Origin of the sequence: Salinarimonas chemoclinalis (genome assembly GCF_041514305.1) — a bacterium.
In the GTDB taxonomy this organism is placed as follows: Bacteria; Pseudomonadota; Alphaproteobacteria; order Rhizobiales; family Beijerinckiaceae; genus Salinarimonas; species Salinarimonas chemoclinalis.
The window spans coordinates 61,061-76,851 of record NZ_JBGMWH010000012.1 but is presented as its reverse complement, the minus strand read 5'-3'; the positions used below and the strand labels follow the sequence as shown (position 1 = coordinate 76,851).

The following is a 15,791-nucleotide window of genomic DNA, read 5'->3' as shown; positions in this document are numbered from 1 at the left end:
CGACCGCTCAGGCGGCGCGGACCTTCGAGACGAAGCCTTCCACCCGCGCGCGGATCTCCGCGGCCTCGCCGGCGAGGGCCTTGGAGGCGGCGATGATCGCCTGGGAGGCGGCGCCGGTCTCGTCCGCCAGCCCACCGACGACGTCCACGGCGCCGTTCACGGCGCGCGCCCCGTTGGCGGCTTCCTGAACGTTGCGGGAGATCTCGGAGGTCGCCGCGCTCTGCTGGCTCACAGCGGAGGCGATCGCCGCCGCGAGCTGGTTCATCTCGTCGATCGTCGCGGCGATGTCGCGGATCGAGGTCACCGACCCGTCGGTGGCCGCCTGCATCTCGGCGACCTTGGCGGCGATCTCCTCGGTGGCCTTGGCGGTCTGGTTGGCGAGCGTCTTCACCTCCGCGGCGACGACGGCGAAGCCCTTTCCGGCTTCGCCCGCCCGCGCGGCCTCGATCGTGGCGTTGAGCGCGAGCAGGTTCGTCTGCTCGGCGATGGTGCGGATCAGGTCGACGACCTCGCCGATCGAGCGCGCGGCGGCGGAGAGATCCTGGACGTGGGCGTCGGTCGCCCGCGCGCCGGCGACGGCACGCGCCGCGATCTCGGAGGAGGACTGGGCCGAGCGGCCGATCTCGCCGATCGAGGCCGCCAGCTGCTCGCCGGAGGCCGCGACGTGCTGGATGTTGGCCGCGGTGGCCTCCGACCGACCCATCGCGTCCGACACCGAGCCGCGGGTGCGGCTGGCGATCCCGGTGAGACCGTCGGCCTGCCCGCGCATGGTCTCGAAGGCGCCGTCGAGGCTCGCGAGCGCCGAGCGGATGCCGCTCTCGAACTCGGCGGCGAGCGTGTCCACGGTGGCGGCGCGCTCCGCCACCTTGCGGCCCTCGGCGGCGCGCACCTCGGCGAGCTCGCGCTCCTTCGCCGCGGCGGCCTCCGCCGCCAGCAGCCCCTCGCGCGAGGCGGCGATCATCGTCTCGAGGGTGAGCACCACCCAGGTGAGCACCGCGGTCTCCAGCACGACGATGACAGCGTGCAGGACGACGCGCAGGAAGCTCGCGCCCTCCGGGAAGACCGCGAGCGGAATGAGGAAGTTGAAGGACAGGTGGTGGAGCGCCGTGACCGCGGCGCCGAGCAGGATCGTCCGCCAGTCGCAGAAGCCCGCCAGCATCGCGAGCGCCGCGAAGTAGTACATGTGCACGTCGATCTGCCACGGGTGGCCCGACAGCTGCCAGACGAACAGCGAGACCTGCGCGATGAGGCCGATGGCGATGGCGAACCGCGTCTCCAGGCTGTCGGGACGGGCCAGCGTCAGGGCGATCCCGGGCGCCGCGAGGAGCGCGGCGATGCCGATGCCGGCGACGATCGAGCCGCCGAGCGCGAGCGCGATGCCGGCGGCGACGGCGACGTGCGCGGCGAGGAGCGCCGAGAGCGCCTTCGCCGTGGTGATGCGGAGCGTGGAGACGTCGACCATCTGTGTCATGTCCTGGATGAAGGAGCGTCCGATCGCGGTACGAGGCAGCCGCCGAGCGCACCGGGATCGAGGAGGAAGAGGGCGCCGGCCGTCCGCACCGCGCGCGCGAAGGCCGCGGGCTCGTCGGCGACGGCGATGGCGACGAAGGGGACCGAGCCCGCGCTCACCAGCGCCCCGCCGCTCGCCCCGATGCGGGCGAAGGCGTCGGCCTGGCTCGTCCAGGGCGGGAAGACGATCGCCGTGCCCGCGCGCACGTCCGCCGGCGCACCCGCGGCGAGCGGGAGCGCGAGGGAGGCGATCGCGAAGAGCGCGAGGAGCAGGCGGGTCATCGCAGATTCCGCAGCGACGTACGTGTCGCTTGTCGGCAAAACTCTGCGCCTCGGGATTTAAACGCGGGTTAAGGCGATGCCGTGCTCACGTGCGGCCGAAACCGCGTCGCGACAACTCCGACGATATTTCATCGAGGATCGACGGATCGTCGATGGTCGCCGGCATCGCCCAGTCGTCCCCGTCGGCGATCTTCTTCATGGTGCCGCGCAGGATCTTGCCCGAGCGCGTCTTCGGCAGCCGGCCGACCGTGATCGCGAGCTTGAACGCCGCGACCGGGCCGATGCGCTCGCGCACGAGGCCCACGAGCTCCTTCTCGATCGCGAGGGGCGACGCCTCGACGCCCGCCTTGAGCACCACGAAACCGCAGGGCACCTCGCCCTTTAGCGCGTCCTTGACGCCCACGACGGCGCATTCCGCGACCGCGGGATGCGAGGCGAGGACCTCCTCCATGCCGCCCGTGGAGAGGCGGTGGCCGGCGACGTTGATGATGTCGTCCGTGCGGCCCATGATGAAGAGGTAGCCGTCCTCGTCGACGAAGCCCGCGTCGGACGTGCTGTAGGTCCCGGGGAAGGCCTCGAGGTAGCTCTCGCGGAACCGGTCGTCGGCGTGCCAGAGGGTGGGCAGGCAGCCGGGGGGCAGGGGCAGGGCGATGACGATCGAGCCCATCGTGTTCGGCGGCACGTCGCGCCCGCCCTCGTCGACGATGCGCACGTCGTAGCCGGGCATCGGCACCGTCGGCGAGCCGTGCTTGACCGGCAGCGCACCGAGGCCGACGGGGTTGCCGGCGATGGCCCAGCCGGTCTCCGTCTGCCACCAATGGTCGATCACGGGAACCTTCAGCGTCTCCTCCGCCCATTGCACGGTGGCGGGGTCGGCGCGCTCGCCGGCGAGGAAGAGGGCACGGAAGCGGGACAGGTCCCAGCGCGCGAGGTGCTCGGCGCGCGGGTCCTCCTTCTTGATGGCGCGCAGGGCGGTCGGCGCGGTGAACAGCGTGGTGACGCCGTGCTCCGCGATCACGCGCCAGAACGCGCCCGCGTCGGGCGTGCCCACGGGCTTGCCCTCGTAGAGGATCGTGGTGCACCCGGCGATCAGGGGGCCGTAGACGATGTAGGAGTGGCCCACCACCCAGCCGACGTCGGAGGCGCACCAGTAGACCTCGCCGGGCTCCACGCCGTAGAGCGCATGCATCGACCAGGCGAGCGCCACCATGTAGCCGCCCGTGTCGCGCACGACGCCCTTGGGCTTGCCCGTGGTACCCGACGTGTAGAGCACGTAGAGCGGATCGGTCGCCGCCACCGGCACGCAGTCGGCGAGGCGCCCGTGCGCCTTCGCGTCCGCGACGGCCTGCGCCCAGTCCCGGTCGCGCCCCGCGACGAGCGTCGCCTGCGCCTGCGGTCGCTGGAAGACCAGGCAGGCGTCGGGCTTGTGGATCGACAGCTCGATCGCCTTGTCGAGCAGGGGCTTGTAGGCGACGGTGCGGCCGGGCTCGAGACCGCAGGATGCGGAGAGGATCGCCTTGGGCGTCGCGTCCTCGATGCGGGTCGCGAGCTCGTTCGCCGCGAAGCCGCCGAACACGACGGAGTGGATCGCGCCGATGCGGGCGCAGGCGAGCATGGCGAACACCGCCTGCGGGATCATCGGCATGTAGACGACGACCCGGTCGCCCTTCTCCACGCCCATCTCGCGCAGCACGCCCGCGAGCGCGGCGACCTCGTCGCGCATCTCGGCATAGGTCCACGCCGCGCTCTCGCCGGTCATGGCGCTGTCCCAGATCATCGCCTTCTGGTCGCCGCGTTCGGCGACGTGGCGGTCGAGCGCGTTGTGGCAGACGTTGCCGACGCCCCCCTCGAACCAGCGGCCGTAGACGCCGGCCTTCTCGTCGAGAACCATCTCCGGTGGCGTGAACCAGTCGATCGCCTTCGCCGCCTCGCCCCAGAAGGCCCGCGGGTCGGCCTTCCAGGCCGCGTAGACCTCGTGGTAGCGGCTCGCACCAGGCGTCGTCATGGCTTCGTCCTCCCGTGGCGTTTCGTCGTTGGGCCGTACGATGCGTCGCGCATGCACGGCTCACAAGATCGCGGCAAGCCGGACTTTCGGCCATCGGGGAGAGCGCGGATGCATCCGACGCGGGCGGATCCGCGCCGGACGCGCTTCATTCGCGGGCGCTTTGGCCGTAGGATGGGCCGATCCGACGCGCGAGGTGGACGATGCGGCTCCTTTCGATCCTGGCGGCGGCGTTCCTCGCCGCCGCGCCGGCCCACGCCTTCGACCTGCAGGGCCACCGCGGCGCGCGCGGACTCGCGCCGGAGAACACGCTCGCGGCCGTCGACCAGGCGCTCGCCATCGGCGTCGACACGCTGGAGCTCGACCTCGTCGTCACCGCCGACGACGTCCTCGTGGTCAATCACGACCTCGCGCTCTCCCCGGACATCGCCCGCGGGCCGGACGGGAGCTGGGTCGGCGAGGCGCTGCCCGTGCGGCAGATGACGCTCGAGGCGGTGAAGCGCTACGACGTCGGCCGCCTCCGCCCGGGCTCCGACTACGCGCGCCGCTTCGCCGACCAGATCACCCGCGACGGCGCGCGCATCCCGACGCTGGAGGAGGTGTTCGCGCGGGTCGAGGCGCTCGGCGCAGGCCACGTGCGCTACAATCTCGAGACGAAGATCCGCCCGGACCGCGCCGACCTGTCGCCGACGCCGGAGGCGTTCGCCGCGCTCCTCGCGGAGGTCGTGCGCGCCCATGGCCTCGCCGATCGGGTGAGCGTGCAGAGCTTCGACTGGCGCACGCTCGACGCCCTGGCCGCGGTCGCCCCCGAGATCGCGCGGGTCTGCCTCACGGCGCAGGAGCCCTTCGATACGGTTGAAGCCGGGCGGCCGGGGGCCTCGCCCTGGCTCGGCGGGCGCGACGCGGACGACGTGGAGGGCTCCGCGCCGCGGCTCGCGGCGGACGCCGGCTGCGCGGTCTGGTCGCCGCATCACGAGGACCTCGATGCCAAGCGCCTGGCGGAGGCGAAGGGTCTCGGCCTCGCGGTGATCCCCTGGACGGTCAACGAGATCGCCGCCATGCGCCGCCTCGTCGAGATGGGTGTCGACGGCATCATCACCGACTACCCCAACCGCCTGCGCGCGCTCCTCGTCGAGCGCGGCGACGTGGTGGCGCCGCAGGTGCGCCTGCCGACGCGCTGACGGACGCGGCGGCGGGTCCGTGGCGCGGGCGCCGCCCGCGCCGGTCGTCACCGGACGACGTTGAGCACGTCTCGGATCATCTCCTGCGAGGCCGAGATCACCCGCGTGTTGGCCGTGTAGGCCTGCTGGGTGACGATCATCTTGGCGAATTCCTCGGAGATGTCGACGTTGGAGCTCTCGACGCCGCCCGCGAGCACTGTGCCGCGGGCGAAGGCGACGGAGGGATCGCCGGATTCGCGGGTGGCCTCGAAGGCGCCACCGTCCACGCGGCGCAGGGCGTTGGGCGCGAAGAAGCCGACGAGCGACAGCTCCGCCACCGGGCGCACCTGGCCGTTGCTGTAGGCGATCGAGACGACGCCCTCCTCGGAGATCGCCACGCTCTCGTAGCGGCCCACGCCGAAGCCGTTCTGCTCGATGAAGCTCGGGATCACCGATCCGCCGGTGTCGTTCACCGTCATGCCGCCCTGGATGTTGATGTCGACGGGCTGGAACACGACGTTGTTGATCGTGACGTCGCCGCCCGACGAGAGCGTGCCGTCCGCCGGGCCGGTCATCGCGCCGGCGTTGTTGAAGGACACGGCGTCGGTGTCGAGGCGCCGCCAGGTGTCCGTGGGCGCGCCGGAGCGGGATTCGTAGTAGAGCGCCCAGGTGCTGCCGGTCGCGGGATCGTTGGTCAGGCGCCCCCAGCGCAGGTTCATGCTCCCGATCGCGCCCACCGCGTTGAAGACCGTGACGCTGCCCCCGGGGAGCGTCGAGTTCAGGAAGTCGGTCTCCTGCGCCTCCGTGATCGCCGCGGGCCCGGCGGCGGGAACCATCTCGGTCGTGCCGCCACCCTGGGCGGTGACCGTGCCCGGGTTCGTCGGCAGCGAGGCCTGGTAGTTCACCGTCGACGTCGGGTTCGGGTCGAGCCGCCCGAGCAGCTCCTGGGTGATCTGGATGAATCCGCCCTGCTGGTTGGGCAGCGGTGCGCCGGTCGTACGATCTAGCATCGTGCCGCGCAGCGCGTAGCCTGCGCCGTTGACCATGTAGCCCTGCCGGTCGAGCTCGAAGTCGCCGCGGCGCGTGTAGAGCTCCGGGCTCTGGCGCACGACCGTCGTCGTCGTCACCGGCGGCTGGCCCACGACGAAGAAGCCCTGGCCGTTGAGCGCGACGTTGGTGTCGATGTTCGTCGGCAGGTACGAGCCCGTGAGCGTGTTCGTCGCGCGCGAGAACGCGTTCACGGAGCCCGAGACCTGCCGCGTGATCGGCTGCTCGGGGACGAGATCCACGAAACTCGTGTCCACCCGCTTGAAGCCGGGCGTCGAGGAGTTCGCGATGTTGCCCGAGATGTTCTGCATGCTGAAGGACTGGGACCTGAGGCCCGCCACCGCGGTCAGCAAGGATCCGAAGCTGCCCATGACCGATCTACCCTCTTCGCTTCCCGTCGACGCCGGAACGCAGCGCCACTCGCCGCGGCGGCGCAAGCGGCGTGCCACGGGAAGATTCGTTGCGCCGCAAGGGTTTTCGCACATCGGCCGAAGCCCGCCCCCGGCAAGGGACGCGCCCCCGCCCGGCAGGATCTGCCCGGTTCGGCCCGCGGCTTAACTCTCCGTTAACGCTCGCGCGTGTGTGCTGGCGGCACGGGTGCGCGATCGCGAATCCCGCACGAGACGACGAGAGCTTCGGGACCATCTCGCCATGGCCGCCTCCGCCATCACCGCCGCCGCGACCGCCGCGCTCGCCGCCAGCGACGAGTTCGACAGCCTGCCGGGACCCCAGCGCGCCGCGCTCTTCCTGCTGCTGCTGGGCGAGCAGCACGGCAAGCCGATCTGGGCGATGCTCGACGAGGAGGAGGTGCGCACGGTCTCCCACGCCATGGTGCAGCTCGGCACGGTCGACGCCTCGACGGTGGAGCGACTGATCGTCGACTTCATCCAGCGGCTGTCGAACTCGAGCGTCTCGGGCTCGGTGGAGCGCACCGAGCAGCTCCTGATGAAGGTCTTCCCGCCCGACCAGGTGGCCATCATCATGGCCGAGATCTACAACACCTCGGGCAAGCGCATCTGGACGCGTCTCTCGCAGATCGACGCGGAGATCCTGGCCAACTACCTGCGCTCGGAATATCCGCAGACGGTCGCCGTGATTCTCTCGCGCGTGCGGCCCGACCACGCCGCGCGGGTGCTCACCATGCTGCCCGACGACTTCGCGCTCGACGTCGTCAACCGCATGCTCAAGCTCGAGACCGTGCAGAAGGAGGCGCTCCACCACATCGAGGAGACGCTGCGCCTCGAATTCGTCGGCGCCGTCGCGCAGACGGCCAAGCGCGACGCCCACGAGGCCATGGCGGAGGTGTTCAACGCCTTCGACCGCCAGACCGAGACGCGCTTCCTCTCGGCGCTCGACGACCTCAACCGCGAGGCGGCAAAGCGCATCCGCCAACTGATGTTCACCTTCGAGGACCTGACGAAGCTCGATCCCGCCTCCGCCCAGACGCTGATCCGCCAGGTCGACAAGCAGATCCTGTGCAAGGCGCTCAAGGGCTCGCCGGAGCCGGTGCGGACCTTCTTCATGGGCAACATGTCGAGCCGCGCCGCCAAGAACCTCAACGAGGAGATGGAGTCGCTCGGGCCGATCCGCATCAAGGACGTCGACGAGGCCCAGCTCGCGATGGTCAACCTCGCCAAGGAACTCGCCGACAAGGGCGACATCATGATCTCCAAGAACCGGGCCGAGGAAGAGCTGATCTACTGAGGCGCGGCCTCTCGGGCGCGCCGGCTTCGCCGCCGATCGTCCCGCGGCGGGAGCGGAGCATGGACGCCCGCCGCGCCCTGCGCTAGACGAGGCGCCATGAACGTCCTCCTCATCGGATCGGGCGGGCGCGAGCACGCGCTCGCCTGGAAGCTCGTGCAGAGCCCGCTCTGCGATACGCTCTTCTGCGCGCCCGGCAACGCGGGAACGGCGGAGGTGGCGACGAACGTCGGGCTCGACGTCGCAGACCACGCCGCCGTGATCGCCTTCTGCCGCGCCGCGGCCATCGGCCTCGTCGTCGTGGGCAACGAGGCGCCGCTCGTCGCCGGGCTCGTCGACGACCTCGCCGCCGCCGAGATCACGGCGTTCGGGCCGACGCGGGAGGCCGCCCGGCTGGAGGGCTCGAAGGCCTTCACCAAGGCGATCTGCGACGAGACCGGCGCGCCCACGGCGGCCTGGGCCCGATTCGACGCCGCCGAGGCGGCGCTCGCCCGGGTGCGCGAGCGCGGCGCGCCGATCGTCGTGAAGTACGACGGCCTCGCCGCCGGCAAGGGCGTCGTCGTCGCCGAGACCACCGCCCAGGCCGAGGAGGCGGTGCGCGCCATGCTCGCGGGGCCGGGCGACGCGCTCGTGATCGAGGACTTCCTCGAGGGCGAGGAGGTGAGCCTGTTCGCCCTGTGCGACGGCACGACCGCCCTGCCGCTCGCCTCCGCGCAGGACCACAAGCGCGCCTTCGACGGCGACGTCGGTCCCAACACCGGGGGCATGGGCGCCTATTCCCCCGCGCCGGTGCTGACGCCCGAGCTCCAGGCCCGCGCCATGGCCGAGATCGTCGAGCCGACGCTCGCCGCCCTGCGCGCCCGCGGCACGCCCTTCGTCGGCGTGCTCTACGCCGGCCTGATGATCGGGACCGACGGCCCGAAGCTCGTCGAGTACAACGTGCGCTTCGGCGATCCGGAGGCGCAGGCGCTGATGCCGCGGCTCGAGGGCGATCTCCTCGCCGCCATGCTCGCCGCCTGCGAGGGGCGCCTGTCCGAGGTCTCGCTCGGCTGGCGGGACGAGGCGGCGCTCGTGGTCACGCTCGCCGCGCGCGGCTATCCCGGCGCGGTCGAGACGGGCAGCGAGATCCGCGGGCTCGACGCCGCCGCGGCGCTGCCGGGCGTGCGGGTCTTCCATGCCGGGACGCGGCGGGACGGGGATCGCGTGCTGGCGAGCGGCGGGCGGGTGCTCTCCGTCGTCGGCCTCGGTGCCGACGTCGCCGAGGCGCGCGCGCGGGCCTACGCGGGCGTCGACGCCATCGACTGGCCGCAGGGATTCTGCCGGCGGGATATCGGTTGGCGGGCGCTCGCGCGTTAGGGTACGACACCAAGGACGCAAGCCCGGAGGCGCGCGCATGTCGGACCTGTTCCCAGGCTTCACCTCGCACTGGCTCGACACCGAGGTCGGCCGCGCCTTCGTGCGCAAGGGCGGGGAGGGGCCGCCGGTGCTGCTGCTCCACGGCTTCCCGCAGACGCACGTCATGTGGCACCGCGTGGCGCCGGAGCTGGCGCGCACGCACACGGTCGTCCTGATGGACCTGCGCGGCTACGGCTGGTCGAGCGCGCCCGCGGGCGACGCGCGCCACGTGACCTATTCCAAGGCCGCGATGGGGCGCGACGCCGTGCGGATCATGTCCGACTTCGGCTTCGCGCGCTTCGCCCTCGTCGGCCACGACCGCGGCGCGCGGGTCGGCTACCGGCTGGCGCTCGACCAACCCGGGCGGCTGTCGCATCTGGGCATGCTCGACATCCTGCCGACGGTCCACGTCTGGCGCGAGATCGACGCCGGGCGCTTCCCCGCGGCCCATTGGGAGTTCCTCGCCCGCCCCGCACCCGAGCCGGAAGAGGCGATCGGCAGGAACCCCGCGGCGTTCTTCGACAAGCTGATGGCCGGCTGGACTCGCGAGGGATCCCTCGCTCCCTTCGACCCCCGCGCGCTGGACGCCTATCGCAAGGGCGCGAACGAGCCCTCGCGCATCCACGCCATGTGCGAGGACTACCGCGCCGGCGCGACGCTCGACCGTGCGGCGGACGAGGCGGACCAGGCGGCCGGGCGCACCATCGCCTGCCCCGTGGCGCTCGCCTGGGGCACGTTCTTCCTCACCGGCCGCGACGAGGGCGGGCCGACGCCGCTCGACGTCTGGCGCGCGAGCTTCGCGCCCGGCGCGACGGGCCGGCAGGTCGAGGCCGGGCACTTCGTCGCCGAGGAGGACCCCGCCGGCACGCTCGGGGTGATCCGCGGCCTCCTGGAGACGCCCGCGTGAGCCGTCACGGCGACCTTCGACCGACGCGCGCCCAGGCCGCCCGCCGCCGCGCCGCATTCACGCCGCGCGAGCGGGTCGGGCGGCTCGTGCCGCGTAACGGCGGCCCGACGGTCGGGCTCGCGCTGGGATCCGGCGGCGCGCGCGGGCTCGCGCACATCGTCGTGCTCGAGGCGTTCGACGAGCTCGGCATCCGCCCCGCCGCGGTGGTCGGCTGCTCGATGGGCGCCGTCGTCGGCGCCGCGTACTGCGCCGGCATCCCGGCGCGCGCGCTGCGCCAGCACGCGCTCGACGCGATGGAGGACCGGGCGCGGGTGATGGCGCGGCTGATGGAGGCGCGGGTCGGGAGGCTCGTCGACGTCTTCAACGGCCTCGGCAACCCGCTGCTGCTCGACGGCGAGAAGATCCTCGACGCCTTCTGGCCCGGCGGCGTGCCCGCGCGGATCGAGGATCTGGAGATCCCCTTCCAGGCGGTGGCCTGCGACTTCTTCGCCCGCTCGGAGGTGACCTACGCGAGCGGGCGGTTGGTGCCCGCTGTGGCGGGGTCGATGGCGATCCCCGGCCTGTTCAAGCCGGTCGCCTTCGAGGGGCGGACCCTCATCGACGGCGGGGCGGTGAACCCGCTGCCCTTCGACAACCTCATCGGCAAGGCGGACGTGATCGTCGCCGTCGACGTCGCCGCCGGCCCGGCGCTCGACCCCTCCCGGCTCGTCAGCGGGATCGACGTCTCCTTCGGCGCCGTCGAGATCATGCAGGAGGCGATCGTCCAGGCGAAGCTCAAGCTCGCCTGCCCGCAGATCATGCTGCGCCCGCCGGTGCACGCCTTCCGCGTGCTGGAGTTCTTCGAGGCGCCGGCGCTGTTCGAGGCGGTAGACCCGATCAAGGACGCGCTCAAGCGCGAGATCGAGCGCCAGCTCGCCCTCGTCGGGCGCAGCGAGAGCGACCCCGCGACGCTCGGGCCCCCGCCGACGGGCGCCCCGCAGCCCTCCGGCTGACGATGCCCGCATCTCCGGCACTTCGTCTCGACTGCCGGGCACTCTCCAGGATTGGTGCGGGCACTCTCCTTCCCTGTAGGGGAAGGTGTCGCAGGCGTAGCCGGTGACGGATGGGGCGCGGCGCGAAAGCGACGCGTTCCGCGAAGCGGAAGCCTCGGTCTCCGCTGCCGCCGTCGCAACTCGGCTTCGCCGAACGCGCGTGCCGCGCGCCCCATCCGTCTCGTCGCCTTCGGCGTCGATCCACCTTCCCCTACAGGGAAGGACAGTTGTCGCCGGCGTCCTCCGCCCACCTCTCCTGTCGCAGCTCGTCGAGAGCCGCAGGTGACGGGCGGATCGCCTAGGGCTGGACCGAACTGAGGTAGGCGATGATGTCGCCGACGTCCTCGGGCGAGAACACGAATTGCGGCATCTGCACGACGCCGTCGTGGACGACGAGGATGCCCTCGCCCAGCGCCTCCTCCAGCGCCTCGACGGGATAGTTCTCCGACAGGGTGCGGAAGGGCGGGGCCGACGGGTGCGGGCTCTCGCCGGTCGGGGCGATGGCGTGGCAGGTGGCGCAGTTCTGCGCGAGGATGCGCTCGCCGCGCGCGATGTCGCCCGCGTCGCCCTGCGCGCGCGCGAAGCCGACCACCATGGTGCCGCCCACGAGGACGACGAGCATCGCTCTGATCAGGGGGCCCGCACGCATGACACATCTCCTCGTGGCCGAGCCCCCTGCCGGGGGCGTCGGCGCAACGGTGATCCGTCATGGTAAACAGATGGTTAACGCGGCGGAATTCAGGCGGCCGGCGCCTGCGCGCGCATCAGGGACACGAACCGGTCGAAGAGGTAGTGGCTGTCGTGCGGGCCGGGCGAGGCTTCCGGGTGGTATTGGACCGAGAACGCCGGGGCGTCGGTGAGCGCGATGCCGCAGTTCGAGCCGTCGAAGAGCGAGACGTGCGTCTCCTCGACGCCCGCCGGCAGCGTGTCCGTGTCGACCGCGAAGCCGTGGTTCATCGACACGATCTCGACCTTGCCGGTGGTCCTGTCCTTCACCGGGTGATTCGCCCCGTGATGGCCCTGCATCATCTTCCTGGTCTTGGCGCCGACGGCGAGCCCGAGCATCTGGTGGCCGAGGCAGATGCCGAAGGTGGGGATCTTCTTCTCCAGGATCGCGCGGATCGTCGGCACGGCGTATTCCCCCGTCGCCGCCGGGTCGCCGGGGCCGTTCGAGAGGAAGACGCCGTCCGGCGCGAGGGCCAGGATGTCCTCGGCGGTCGCCGTCGAGGGCACGACGGTGACCCGGCAGCCGGCGTCCGCGAGGAGGCGCAGGATGTTGCGCTTCACGCCGTAGTCGATCGCGACGACATGGTGGAGCGCCTCCCCGCGCCGACCGTAGCCGCGGCCGAGCTCCCAGGTCGTCTCGTCCCACTCGTAGCGCTGCGTGGCGGCGACGAGCGGCACGAGGTCGAGCCCCGCCATGGAGGGCAGGGCGCCTGCGCGCGCCTTCAGGGCGTCGAGGTCGAAGGCGCCCGCCGGGTCGTGCGCGATGATGGCGTTGGGCATGCCCCGATCGCGGATCAGCGCGGTGAGCGCGCGGGTGTCGACGCCGGTGATGCCGGCGATGCCGCGCGCCTTCAGCCAGGCGTCGAGGTCGCGGGTCGCGCGCCAGCTCGACGGATCGGTGATCGGCGCGGCCATGACGACGCCGCGCACGCCCGAGGAGGCGGCGGCGTTGATCGTCTCGGTGTCCTCGTCGTTGACGCCGACGTTGCCGATGTGGGGGAAGGTGAAGGTGATGATCTGCCCGGCGTAGGAGGGGTCCGTCAGGATCTCCTGGTAGCCGGTCATCGCCGTGTTGAAGCACACCTCGCCGGCGGCCTCGCCGACGGCGCCGATGCCGTGGCCCTCGAGCACGGTCCCGTCCTCGAGCACGAGCACGGCGGTCGCCTTCGGCTCTTCCCAGCCCTGCGGGGGAGACGTGTCTTGCGGCATCGGCGGGTTCTCTCGTAGATACGGGGCCGAGATCGGGGGTCGACCGGGCGGCCCCGCGGCATCCGGCACGCTTCCGGTGACGTGTCACTGAGGCCTCGACTTAAGCACGGTGCCCCGCCCCGTCAATCGCGACCCCGATCGCATCCCGGCGACGGGCCACCCAGGAGAACGACGATGAGCTTGCGCGCGCGCTTCACCCAGGACCTCAAGGACGCCATGAAGGCCGGCGACAAGCGCAAGCTCGGCACCGTGCGCATGATCCAGGCGGCGGTGAAGGACAAGGACATCGAGGCCCGCGGCGCGAACCGCGGCGAGGCGACGGAGGAGGAGATCCTCGCGCTCCTCCAGAAGATGATCAAGCAGCGCCAGGAGAGCGCGCAGGTCTACGCCGAGAACGGGCGCGAGGAACTCGCCGCCCAGGAGCGCGAGGAGGCGGAGATCATCCAGGACTTCCTCCCCCGCCAGCTCGACGAGGCGGAGACCCGCGCGGCGATCGCGGCCGCCATCGCCGAGACCGGTGCGACCTCGATGAAGGACATGGGCAAGGTGATCGGCAAGCTCCGCGGCGAGTATGCCGGCCGCATGGACTTCGCGAAGGCGAGCGCGCTCGTGAAGGAGATGCTGCCGAAGGGGTGAGGACGACGCGGGCGTGGCTGTGCTATCGTGCACGCGTGCCGTGATCTCTGGAGGAGCGCCCGATGGCCGTCGCCGAGCCGGGACCGATGTCCGCCGACGCGTTCCTCGCCTGGATCGCCGGCCGCAGCGAGCGCTGGGAGCTCGCCGACGGCGTGCCGGTGCGCATGATGGCCGGTGCCAAGCAGAGCCACGACGTGGTCGCCAGCAACATCCTGGTGGCGCTCGTGCCCGCGGCGAAGCGCGGTGGCTGCCGCACCACGGCGAGCGATACTGCCGTTCGCACCGGCCCGATCAACGTGCGCTTTCCGGACGTGGTCGTCGATTGCGGCCCGCCCGATTCCGGCGCGCGAGAGGCGATCCGTCCCGTCCTCGTCGTGGAGGTCGCCTCGCCCGGGACGCTCGTCGTCGATCTCACGGACAAGCTCGACGAGTACCGGCGCATCGCGTCGATCCGCCTCATTCTCCTCGTCGAGCCGGATGCCGTCGCGGCGAAGCTCTGGCGTCGCGTCGAGCCGGATGACTGGACCGTGGAACGGTACGACGACCTCGACGCCCGCGTCCCGCTCCCCGAGATCGGAGCGGAGCTGGGGCTCGCCGACGTCTACGACACGCTGGAGCCGACGCGGCGCCTGCGCGTGGTCGGGGAGGGGTGACGCGACGGCGGAGCGTTCGAGGTCGTCCTTCCGCGCCCGCAACGCCGCCTCGTGCCTTCATCAGGCCGTCATCGCCGCGTGGTCTCTGCGCGCCGCGCGGGCGGGCGGCGGCGCGAGGAGGCGATCGATGACGGACATCATTGTGGGCATGTCGGCGCACGTGGCGCGCCCGGATGGGGCGACGCTGGGGCAGGAGTTCGACCGGCTGGAGCGGCTGGGCGTCGACCTCGTGGAGATCCCGCTCCTCTCCCTCGACGTGATGGCGCGGGCGCGCATCCTGCCTGGGCCGCTCGCGCGCCTCGTCGAGGCCTGCGCCGGGCGCGCGCCGGGCTACAGCGTCCACGCCGCGATCGGGCTCAACTTCCTCAACGACGCGGAGCACCTGCCGCTGCATTTCGACGTCCTGCGCGCGAGCCTCGACGTCGCGGCGCGGCTCCGGGCGCGGCGGGTGGTCATGCATTCCGGCTTCTGCGCGGGAGACGTGTCCGACCTCGAGGGCCGCTACGCCCGCCAGCGCGAGTGGCTCTCCCGCGCCGGCGTCGAGGCGGCGGCGCGCGATCTCGTGATCTGCGTGGAGAACATCTTCCCCTTCGGCGCGGGCGTGCACACGGCCTCCCCCGCGCGCCTCGCCCGCGAGATCGCCGCCGTCGGCGACCCGCACGTGCGCGCCACCCTCGACGTCAGCCACGGCTTCCTCCACGCCGGCGCGCGGGGCGGCGACGGCCTCGCGGAGGCGGTGGCGCTCTCCGATGTCGCCGCGCACGTGCACCTGCACGATTCTTTCGGCGTGCCCGAGGAGACGTTCTGGGCCTACACCCAGGCCGAGAAGATGCACTTCGGGCTCGGCGACCTGCACCTGCCGCTCGGCTGGGGCGACCTGCCGCTCGAGCGGCTGATGCGCGCCGCGCGCTTCCCCGAGGGCTGCACGTTCGTGGTCGAGCTGCCCGAGCGCTTCGTTGCCGAGGCGGCGCAGACGCTCGCCGACGCGCGCCGCCTGGCGAAGCTCGCTCGCGAGGCGCCGCGCGATGGGTGATCAGCGCGTCGCGCGCCGCAGCTCCCGGTCGAGCGCCGCGCGGAAGGCGGAACGGTCCCTGGGCGAGAAGGGCTTGGGCCCGCCGGTGACGGCGCCCGCCTCGCGCAGGTCGCTCATCAGGTCGCGCACGGCGCGCGCCATGCCGATCGACTGCGCGTCGAAGACCTTGCCCGTCGGCGCGAGCGCGACGGCGCCGGCCTTCACGCAGCGATCCGCCAGCGGCACGTCGGCGGTGACGACGACGTCCCCCGGCGCGACCCGCTCGGCGATCCAGTCGTCGGCGACGTCGAGCCCGCCCGGCACGATCACCCGCTCGATGGCGGCATCGGGCGGCACGCGCAGGAAGGCGTTCGAGACCACCTTCACCGCCACGCCGAAGCGCGCGGCCACCGCGTAGGCCTCGTCCTTCACGGGGCAGGCGTCGGCGTCGATGTAGAGGATCGTCATGGCTGCCTTCGCGGGAGCGGGCGGTGGTCGCTGCGAGCCGGAGGGGCGCCGGG

At 72.2% G+C, this 15,791-nt stretch carries 15 protein-coding genes; 8 read left to right on the top strand and 7 right to left on the bottom strand.

Going from position 1 to position 15,791, the window contains the following annotated elements; translation table 11 throughout:
• Positions 1 to 7: 7 nt before the first annotated feature.
• From AB9M23_RS16885 to AB9M23_RS16875, 3 genes are all read right to left on the bottom strand, one after another.
• Positions 8 to 1,462: a methyl-accepting chemotaxis protein gene (locus AB9M23_RS16885; RefSeq protein WP_372425738.1), complete on the bottom strand. Its 1,455-nt coding sequence runs from the start codon at positions 1,460 to 1,462 to the stop codon at positions 8 to 10.
• Between the two features lie 5 nt (positions 1,463 to 1,467).
• Positions 1,468 to 1,791, bottom strand: coding sequence for a hypothetical protein (locus AB9M23_RS16880; protein ID WP_372425737.1), 324 nt, complete (start codon positions 1,789 to 1,791; stop codon positions 1,468 to 1,470).
• Between the two features lie 85 nt (positions 1,792 to 1,876).
• The gene (locus AB9M23_RS16875; protein WP_372425736.1) at positions 1,877 to 3,796 is read right to left on the bottom strand and encodes a propionyl-CoA synthetase; all 1,920 of its coding nucleotides are present in this window, start codon (positions 3,794 to 3,796) and stop codon (positions 1,877 to 1,879) included.
• Between the two features lie 200 nt (positions 3,797 to 3,996).
• Here AB9M23_RS16875 and AB9M23_RS16870 point away from each other — a divergent pair, with 200 nt between their 5' ends.
• Entirely contained in the window at positions 3,997 to 4,974 is a 978-nt protein-coding gene (locus AB9M23_RS16870) for a glycerophosphodiester phosphodiesterase (RefSeq protein WP_372425735.1), read from the top strand.
• A gap of 47 nt (positions 4,975 to 5,021) precedes the next feature.
• On the opposite strand, the gene AB9M23_RS16865 is transcribed toward AB9M23_RS16870, so the two are convergent.
• Positions 5,022 to 6,371, bottom strand: coding sequence for a flagellar hook protein FlgE (locus tag AB9M23_RS16865; RefSeq protein ID WP_372425734.1), 1,350 nt, complete (start codon positions 6,369 to 6,371; stop codon positions 5,022 to 5,024).
• Between the two features lie 280 nt (positions 6,372 to 6,651).
• Here AB9M23_RS16865 and fliG point away from each other — a divergent pair, with 280 nt between their 5' ends.
• The 4 genes from fliG to AB9M23_RS16845 all read left to right on the top strand — a co-directional run bounded on the left by fliG (position 6,652) and on the right by AB9M23_RS16845 (position 10,995).
• Positions 6,652 to 7,704 (top strand): flagellar motor switch protein FliG, encoded by a 1,053-nt coding sequence (gene fliG, locus AB9M23_RS16860; RefSeq protein ID WP_372425733.1) that lies wholly within the window; start codon positions 6,652 to 6,654, stop codon positions 7,702 to 7,704.
• A 96-nt stretch (positions 7,705 to 7,800) separates the two neighbouring features.
• A complete protein-coding gene (gene purD / locus AB9M23_RS16855; RefSeq protein ID WP_372425732.1) occupies positions 7,801 to 9,057 on the top strand; it encodes a phosphoribosylamine--glycine ligase in 1,257 nt (418 codons plus the stop codon).
• A gap of 37 nt (positions 9,058 to 9,094) precedes the next feature.
• The gene (locus tag AB9M23_RS16850) at positions 9,095 to 10,003 is read left to right on the top strand and encodes an alpha/beta fold hydrolase (RefSeq protein WP_372425731.1); all 909 of its coding nucleotides are present in this window, start codon (positions 9,095 to 9,097) and stop codon (positions 10,001 to 10,003) included.
• Complete coding sequence (locus tag AB9M23_RS16845) at positions 10,000 to 10,995, top strand: patatin-like phospholipase family protein (RefSeq protein ID WP_372425730.1); 996 nt, start codon at positions 10,000 to 10,002, stop codon at positions 10,993 to 10,995. Before AB9M23_RS16850 ends, AB9M23_RS16845 begins: the two co-directional genes overlap by 4 nt.
• A 337-nt stretch (positions 10,996 to 11,332) precedes the next feature.
• Here AB9M23_RS16845 and AB9M23_RS16840 read toward each other — a convergent pair whose 3' ends face one another.
• Together AB9M23_RS16840 and carA are read right to left on the bottom strand one after the other, a co-directional pair.
• Positions 11,333 to 11,683 (bottom strand): c-type cytochrome, encoded by a 351-nt coding sequence (locus AB9M23_RS16840; RefSeq protein WP_372425729.1) that lies wholly within the window; start codon positions 11,681 to 11,683, stop codon positions 11,333 to 11,335.
• Between the two features lie 89 nt (positions 11,684 to 11,772).
• Positions 11,773 to 12,969 (bottom strand): glutamine-hydrolyzing carbamoyl-phosphate synthase small subunit, encoded by a 1,197-nt coding sequence (gene carA, locus AB9M23_RS16835; protein WP_372425728.1) that lies wholly within the window; start codon positions 12,967 to 12,969, stop codon positions 11,773 to 11,775.
• Between the two features lie 174 nt (positions 12,970 to 13,143).
• Here carA and AB9M23_RS16830 point away from each other — a divergent pair, with 174 nt between their 5' ends.
• From AB9M23_RS16830 to AB9M23_RS16820, 3 genes are all read left to right on the top strand, one after another.
• On the top strand, positions 13,144 to 13,605 hold the full coding sequence (locus AB9M23_RS16830) for a GatB/YqeY domain-containing protein (RefSeq protein WP_372425727.1): 462 nt from the start codon (positions 13,144 to 13,146) through the stop codon (positions 13,603 to 13,605).
• 62 nt (positions 13,606 to 13,667) lie between these two features.
• Entirely contained in the window at positions 13,668 to 14,258 is a 591-nt protein-coding gene (locus AB9M23_RS16825; protein ID WP_372425726.1) for a Uma2 family endonuclease, read from the top strand.
• 127 nt (positions 14,259 to 14,385) lie between these two features.
• Entirely contained in the window at positions 14,386 to 15,291 is a 906-nt protein-coding gene (locus AB9M23_RS16820; RefSeq protein WP_372425725.1) for a sugar phosphate isomerase/epimerase family protein, read from the top strand.
• Here AB9M23_RS16820 and AB9M23_RS16815 read toward each other — a convergent pair whose 3' ends face one another.
• The gene (locus AB9M23_RS16815) at positions 15,292 to 15,738 is read right to left on the bottom strand and encodes a YaiI/YqxD family protein (RefSeq protein WP_372425724.1); all 447 of its coding nucleotides are present in this window, start codon (positions 15,736 to 15,738) and stop codon (positions 15,292 to 15,294) included.
• Positions 15,739 to 15,791 lie beyond the last annotated feature (53 nt).